This window comes from Luteibacter sp. HAY1-4A, assembly GCF_056755355.1.
In genome coordinates this window covers 26,204-33,274 of sequence record NZ_JBNDHZ010000048.1, presented here as the reverse complement: position 1 = coordinate 33,274, position 7,071 = coordinate 26,204, and the positions used below count along the sequence as shown (strand labels likewise).

5 protein-coding genes and 1 pseudogene are annotated in these 7,071 nt (G+C 66.1%); 3 read left to right on the top strand and 3 right to left on the bottom strand.

Going from position 1 to position 7,071, the window contains the following annotated elements; all coding sequences use genetic code 11:
* On the top strand, positions 1-403 hold a 403-nt coding region (locus ACPYOD_RS15350), incomplete at its 5' end, for a glycoside hydrolase domain-containing protein (protein WP_481302582.1).
* 1 nt (position 404) lies between these two features.
* Here ACPYOD_RS15350 and ACPYOD_RS15345 read toward each other — a convergent pair.
* The 3 genes and pseudogenes from ACPYOD_RS15345 to ACPYOD_RS15335 form a co-directional block, all read right to left on the bottom strand.
* A complete protein-coding gene (locus ACPYOD_RS15345) occupies positions 405-1,184 on the bottom strand; it encodes an FkbM family methyltransferase (RefSeq protein WP_481302581.1) in 780 nt (259 codons plus the stop codon).
* 46 nt (positions 1,185-1,230) lie between these two features.
* Positions 1,231-3,357: pseudogene (locus ACPYOD_RS15340) on the bottom strand (copper-transporting P-type ATPase); the annotation flags it as partial.
* Positions 3,358-3,410: 53 nt separating this feature from the next.
* Complete coding sequence (locus ACPYOD_RS15335) at positions 3,411-3,827, bottom strand: MerR family DNA-binding protein (RefSeq protein WP_481302580.1); 417 nt, start codon at positions 3,825-3,827, stop codon at positions 3,411-3,413.
* 127 nt (positions 3,828-3,954) lie between these two features.
* On the opposite strand from ACPYOD_RS15335, the gene ACPYOD_RS15330 reads away from it, so the two are divergent.
* On the top strand, positions 3,955-5,478 hold the full coding sequence (locus tag ACPYOD_RS15330; RefSeq protein ID WP_481302579.1) for a DUF1800 domain-containing protein: 1,524 nt from the start codon (positions 3,955-3,957) through the stop codon (positions 5,476-5,478).
* A 9-nt stretch (positions 5,479-5,487) separates the two neighbouring features.
* Positions 5,488-6,678: a DUF1501 domain-containing protein gene (locus tag ACPYOD_RS15325; protein WP_481302578.1), complete on the top strand. Its 1,191-nt coding sequence runs from the start codon at positions 5,488-5,490 to the stop codon at positions 6,676-6,678.
* Positions 6,679-7,071 lie beyond the last annotated feature (393 nt).

Genomic DNA, 7,071 nt, shown 5'->3' with positions numbered 1-7,071 from the left:
GGAGCTGGTGCGCCGCGTGCTCGACACGATCTGGGTGAACGCACCCAACGGCATTCCGGGCAACGACGATCTTGGCGAGATGTCGTCGTGGTATGTATTCGCGGCACTGGGTATTTACCCGGCGATTCCCGGCCGCGCCGAACTGATCGTCGGCAGCCCGATCTTTACGCGGGCGGTGGTGCACCGCGAAGGCGGCGACGTCACGATCGACGCACCGAATGCCGGTGCCGGCAAGCCTTACGTGACCGTGCTGAAGGTGAACGGCAAGGCCACGACGCGGGCATGGCTGCCCGAATCGTTCGCGCTCAAGGGCGGGAAGCTCACCTTCGACCTGTCGGACAAGCCGAACAAGAACTGGGCAACGAAGGCATCGGACGCGCCGCCGTCGTTCGACAAGCGCTGATTCAGTCGCTCTCTCTCACGTACCAGTCGTCGATCTGCGAAAGGGATTCGTATTTGCGTCGATAGCCGTGGCGGGTCAACAGTTCGAAAAGACCCGCCCGGCGCTTCGTTTCGTAGCCATGCTCCACGGTGATCACGCGCGGCCGGAAGCGGTCGAAGTCGAAGGCCGCGAGGATCATCAGCTCCGAGCCTTCCGTATCGATCGACAGGTAGTCGATATGCGCCAGGCCATGTTCGTCCAGCAGATCGTTGAGCGAAACCGTCTCCACCTCGTAACGTGACGCGGCCGCGCGCTGTCCGCCGAAACGATCCGCATGGCGGTACGCGTCGATCGTGGAAAGCGCACGCTCGACGCAATCGCGGAACAGCACATGGTCGCCCGTGCGATCCGTCACGCAACGACGGTCGATCGCGCAGCGCCGGGTGTTCGCCAGTTCCGCGTGCCAGCTTCGCCCCGGCTCGACCAGCAGTCCTCGCCACCCGTAACAGGTCTCGAGCAGGTGGCTGTTGCTTCCGGTCAGTCCGTCGGCTGCGCCGAACTCGACGAATACGCCGCCGCGCATGCCTTCGGTTTCATGGAGGACGAACAGGTCTTGCAGGAGGTCGGAACGCGAATCCGGCAGGTGAGCCAAACAGAAGCGCAGGAAGGGCGAATCCGCCTCGTCGGCAAGACGCATCTTCCCGCGCATCCGCACCATGAGGCTGATGCTGTCGGCACCCGGCGGAAACACCCGGATGACGTCGTGCCCGAATTCCCTCGCCAGCCGCCGTACCACCCTCATCGCGAGCGCCACATGCGCCTCCGCCGTCCGCAAAGGCGGTGAGTGCCTAGATGGGGCGCCGGGGTTGCCGCAGCCTCAGGGCATTTCCCACCACCGACACGGAGCTGAGGCTCATCGCCAGCGCCGCGATCATCGGCGACAGCGTGACGCCGAAGAACGGGTACAGCACGCCAGCCGCCACGGGTACGCCTATCGCGTTGTACACGAAGGCGAAGAACAGGTTCTGCCGGATGTTCTTCACCGTTTCCCTGGAGAGCGCCCTTGCCCGTGCGATGCCGGCAAGGTCGCCTTTCAGGAGGGTCACCGAGGCGCTCTGGATGGCGATGTCGCTGCCGTTGCCCATGCCGACGCCCACATCCGCGGCCGCGAGCGCCGGCGCGTCGTTCACGCCGTCGCCTGCCATCGCCACCGTGGCACCCCTGCGCTTGAGTTCCGCCACCAGGTTCGCCTTGTCCTCCGGCGATACACCGGCATGCACTTCATCGATGGGCAGTGAGGATGCCACCGCCTTCGCGGTCGCCTCGTTGTCGCCGGTGGCCATCACCAGGCGCACCCCTGCCGCATGCAGTGCATCGAGCGCCGGCTTCGACGACGGTTTCACCGCATCGGCGAGGGACAGCAACGCCGCGAGGCGACCGTCCACCGACAGATACATCGCCGTCGCGCCACGGGAACGGGCCGCTTTCGCCGCATCATCGGCGGCGCTCGTGTCCACGTGTCGCTCGTTCATCAGCTTCGCGTTTCCCAGGGCCACGTCGCGTCCGCCAACCCGGCCGGTCACGCCGCTGCCCACAATCGCCTGGAAAGCCGAAACGGGACTTGTCCCGATGCGCTCGGCTTCCGCCGCCGCGACGATCGCCGCGGCAAGCGGATGCTCGCTGGGGCGTTCCACGGCTGCCGCGAGTGCCAAGGCGTCGGCCCGCTCGATACCGAACACCTGCATATCGACGAGCGCGGGCTTTCCTTCCGTCAGCGTGCCGGTCTTGTCGAACACCAGGGTGTCGACGTCGCGAAGGCGCTCGATCGCTGCCGCGTCCCGGAAGAGCACGCCGCCGCGCGCGCCGCGGCCGCTCGCCACCATGATGGACATCGGCGTGGCCAGGCCCAGTGCGCAAGGACAGGCGACGATGAGCACGCTCACCGCCGCGACGAGGGCATGCGCCGGTGCGGGTGCGGGACCGACGATCCACCATACGGCGAAGGCCATGAGCGCGATCGCGACAACGGCAGGCACGAACCACGCGGCAACCTTGTCCGCCACGCGCTGCAACGGCGCGCGCGAGCGCTGCGCCTCGGCCACCATCATGACGATGCGAGAGAGCACCGTGTCGCTGCCGACGTGCTCCACGCGCATCACCAAGGCGCCATGCTGGTTCTGCGTGCCGCCTGTCACCTTGTCGCCCGCTTTCTTCGCGACCGCCACCGCCTCGCCCGTCAGCATCGATTCGTCGACATGGCTCTCGCCTTCGATCACGCTTCCGTCGGCCGGCACCTTCTCGCCGGGCCGCACGCGGAGGCGATCGCCCACGCGCAGGCTATCCAGTGCGGCATCTTCCTCGGAGCCGTCTTCGGCCAGCCGGCGAGCGGTCTTGGGTACCAGACCCAGGAGTCCCCGCAACGCTTCACCGGTGCGCCGCCGTGCGCGCAGCTCGAGGAAATCGCCCAGCGTCACCAGCGTGACGATCACCGCCGCCGATTCGAAATAGACGTCTACATGGCCATGCATGTCGCGCATGGCCGGCGGGAAAAGCGACGGCGCCAGGAACGCGACAGCGCTGTAAAGCCATGCCACACCGGTGCCCAGGGCGATGAGCGTGTACATGTTCGGCGACCAGGGCAGCAGGGAGCGCCAGCCGCGGGCGAAGAACGGGGCCCCGCCCCACAGCACAACGACCGTAGCGAGCAGCGCTTCGCCCCACCGTGCGATGCCCGACCAGGGGTCGGGCCACATCCAGCCGAACAGGTGCGGTCCCATCGCTACGGCCACGACGGGCACCGTCAGGGCGGCGAGGATCGCAAGGCGCCGCGCAAGCGCGCGTACTTCGCCGTCGTCCTCGTCCAACGATGGCTGGGCGGGCTCGAGTGCCATGCCGCACTTCGGACAAGCGCCAGGGCCTTCCTGGCGCACTTCCGGATGCATCGGGCAGGTATAGATCGTTCCGGCCGGGACAGGTGCTTTGTTTTCGGCCGGCGCCATTGCGGCGCCATGGGAGCAGCAGCTATGGCTCATGCGTTCGGCTCCGCCAGCGCCTTGAGGATCGGGCAGTCTTCCGGCGCACCGTGGCCGGGACACGCCTCGACCAGTTCAGCCAGGCCGTCGCGCACGCGCTGCAGCTCGGCGATCCGCTCCTCGATGGCGTGCAGGCGAGCGGCGGCGCGCTCGCGCACGCCTTCCACGCCGCCGTGCCTGTCGGCCGACAGCGCCAGGAGCTCCCGGATCTCCTCCAGGGTGAAACCCAGTTCCTTGGCACGACGGATGAAGCGCAGCCGCGCCACGGTGCCCATGTCGTACTCCCGGTAACCGGAAGGCCGGCGCTTGGGCTCGGGCAACAGCCCTTCCCGCTCGTAGAACCGGATCGTATCGATGGCGACGCCGGCGCTTTGCGCGACGCGGCCGATGGTGAGGGCGGATTGTGTGGTCATGGGCCAAGTCTAGACCCTTGATCCAGGTCTAGAGTCAAGAGGTTGGTGTGAACCCGCGCCAACATCCCTGTACACCCGATCCGCCCTGCCCCGTTTGAAGGTCATCCCGCCTCGAACGGAGAACCGGATGCGTTCGATCTTCACGACCAGCCTGGCGGCGCTCCTCTGTCTGGCCGCTGCGGCCCCGGCCGCCAGCGCCGCCGATAAGCCGCTTTCGCAGGAAGACGCTGCGTGGCTGGATCGCGTCACCTTCGGCGTGGACAGCGCCACGGTGGCCAGCTACCGCGAACTTGGCAGGCATCGCTTCCTCGAAGCGCAGTTGCATCCGAAAGCCGATGCCTTGCCCCAGCCGATCGCCGCGCAGATCGCCGGTTTCGATGTGATGAAGACGCCACCGGATACGTTGCTGGCCCAGGTGCGCAACCAGTATCGCGATATCAAGGCCATGCCCGATGGCGATGCGAAGCAGGAGGCGCGCAAGGCGCTGCAGAAACAGGGCAACGAGTATGCGCAAGAGGCCCAGGCGGCCGAACTCCTGCGTGCCGTCTACGATGAAAACCAGTTGCGGGAACAATTGGTGTGGTTCTGGCTGAATCACTTCAGCGTGTTCAAGGACAAGGGGCGAGTGCGCTGGCTGGTCGCGGACTATGCGCAGAACACGATACGGCCGCACGCGCTCGGCAAGTTCCGCGATCTCGTCATGGCCACGCTGAAAAGCCCGGCCATGCTCGAATACCTCGATAATGCGCAGAACGCGCGCGACAAGGTGAACGAGAACTACGCGCGCGAGCTCATGGAGCTCCACACACTCGGCGTGAACAGCGGCTACTCGCAGGCCGACGTGCAGAGCCTCGCTCGCATACTCACGGGCGTGGGCGTTAACTTCGATGGCCAGCCGCGCAAATTGCGCCCGGAGCTCAGGCCTTATTACGTCCAGGAAGGCGTCTTCGAGTTCAATCCGAACCGTCATGACTTCGGCGACCAAGTCCTCCTCGGCAAGACCATCAAGGGAGGCGGGTTCGACGAAGTCGAAAAGGCTGTCGATCTCATCGTCAGCCAGCCGGCATGTGCCACGTTCATTTCGACCAAACTGGCAAAGTACTTCGTCTCGGATAACCCGCCTCCCTCGCTGATTGCCGCCATGGCGAAGACCTTCCGCCGCAGCGACGGCGACATCGGCAAGGTGATGGAGACGATGCTCACCTCGAAGGAGTTCACCGCGTCGCTGGGCAAGCGCTACAAGGACCCGACCCAGTTCCTCGTTTCGACCATGCGGCTTGCCTATGACGGCAAGCCGGTGGAGAACCCGCGCCCGCTGGTGAACTGGATCAACCAGCTCGGCCAGGCGCCGTTCGGCCGAATTACGCCCGATGGCTGGCCGACGACGGAGTCCGAATGGTCGAGCTCAGGGCAAGTGGCAAAGCGCTTCGAGATCGCGCGCTCGATCGGCAGCGGCGCCAATCATCTCTTCGACCTGGACGAAGCCGGCACGCGCAGCGTCGGTGGCTTCCCGCAGCTCACCACGCCGACCTACTACGCCACGATCGAACCTACGCTGGGGCCCAAGACGCGCAGCGCGCTGTCGCAGGCCACGTCGCAGCAGGAGTGGAACACCTTCCTGCTCGCTTCACCCGAATTCAACTACCGCTGAGGTTCCGCCATGGACCGCCGCCAATTCCTCATCACGCTCGCCGCGACCGTGCCCGCGCTGACCCTGGGCGGCAAGGTGTTCGCCGCGCCGGCCAGTTCGCCGCGCTTCCTGCTCGTGTTCCTTCGTGGCGGCTACGACGCCAATAACCTGCTGGTGCCGTACACGAGCGATTTCTACTACGAGTCACGCCCGAGCATTGCGCTGGCCAGGCCCACGGCCGGCGATCCGAAGTCGGTACGCGCGCTCGACGCGCACTGGGGGCTCACGCCGGCTGTCGCGCAAACCATGGGGCCGCTGTGGGACAAGAAGCAGCTCGCGTTCATCCCGTTCGCCGGGACCGACGATCTCTCGCGCAGCCATTTCGAAACGCAGGACAACATCGAGGCAGGCGAACCGAGCGACGCACGCCAATACGCCTCGGGCTTCATGGGCCGCCTGAGTGGCGTGCTGCGCGGCGTGCCGCCCATCGCCTTCACCGACGCCCTGCCGCTCTCCTTCCGGGGCACGGGCGAGGTGCCGAACATTTCGCTGAAGGGCAACGGCAAGGCCGTGTTCGACGACCGTCAGTCGAAGATCCTGGCCAGCATGTACGAAGGCACGCCCCTGCAAGCGGCCGCCACCGAAGGCCTGCAGCTACGCCAGCAGGTGGCGCAGGACCTGCAGACGGAAATGGTCGCCGCCAGCCGCGGCGCCGTGAACGCGCGCGGGTTTGCCCAGCAGGGACAGCGCATGGCGACCCTGATGAAAGACCGCTTCCGCCTCGGCTTCGTCGATGTGGGCGGCTGGGATACGCATGTGAACCAAGGCGGTGCGGATGGCCAGCTCGCCAACAACCTCGACAACCTCTCGCAAGGTCTCAGCGCCTTCGCCGACGGGCTCGGCGAGGCGGAATGGAACAACACCGTCGTTGTCGTCGTTTCCGAATTCGGCCGCACCTTCCGGGAGAACGGTAACAAGGGCACGGACCATGGCCATGGCACGACGTATTGGGTGCTGGGCGGAAAGGTGCATGGCGGGCGCATCGCCGGCGAGCAGGTAGCGATCGATGCGGGCAGCCTGCTGCAGAATCGGGACTACCCCGTGCTCAATAACTACCGCGATGTGCTGGGTGGGCTGATGAAGCGGATGTACGGGCTGTCGGATGGGGACGTCGGAAAGGTGTTCCCCGCCGCTAAACCCCGCGATTTGCAGCTCGTGTGAGTATTGCGCCAGCGCGCTCCCACGGGCAGCGCGCGATGTCGCGTGCAAGTCGGCCCGTCACGGCCCGACCCGTCAGCTAGCGCTCGACGGCGCCAGACAGACACCTCTCCTCAGGCGCGTTCACCGCCCTGCTGTAGCGTGCGGTTGGCCCACACCAAGGAAATCCCGGCCACCCCCTTGCCGTTTTTGCGGTGCAGCGTGACAGGCGTGGCATCACCGCCTTAATTTGCGCCTGGGGATTTAGATCGATCCAAGTGACGAATGGTCAAGACAGCCGTGCCGCGGCTGCCTCTGGCCGTCCGGATCGGGACTCGAAGTCGGGGAGCCAGCGCATGAAACCTAGAATTATCCGCGTTTTATCGACGACCGGCACCCGCGCCGTCGTACCGCATT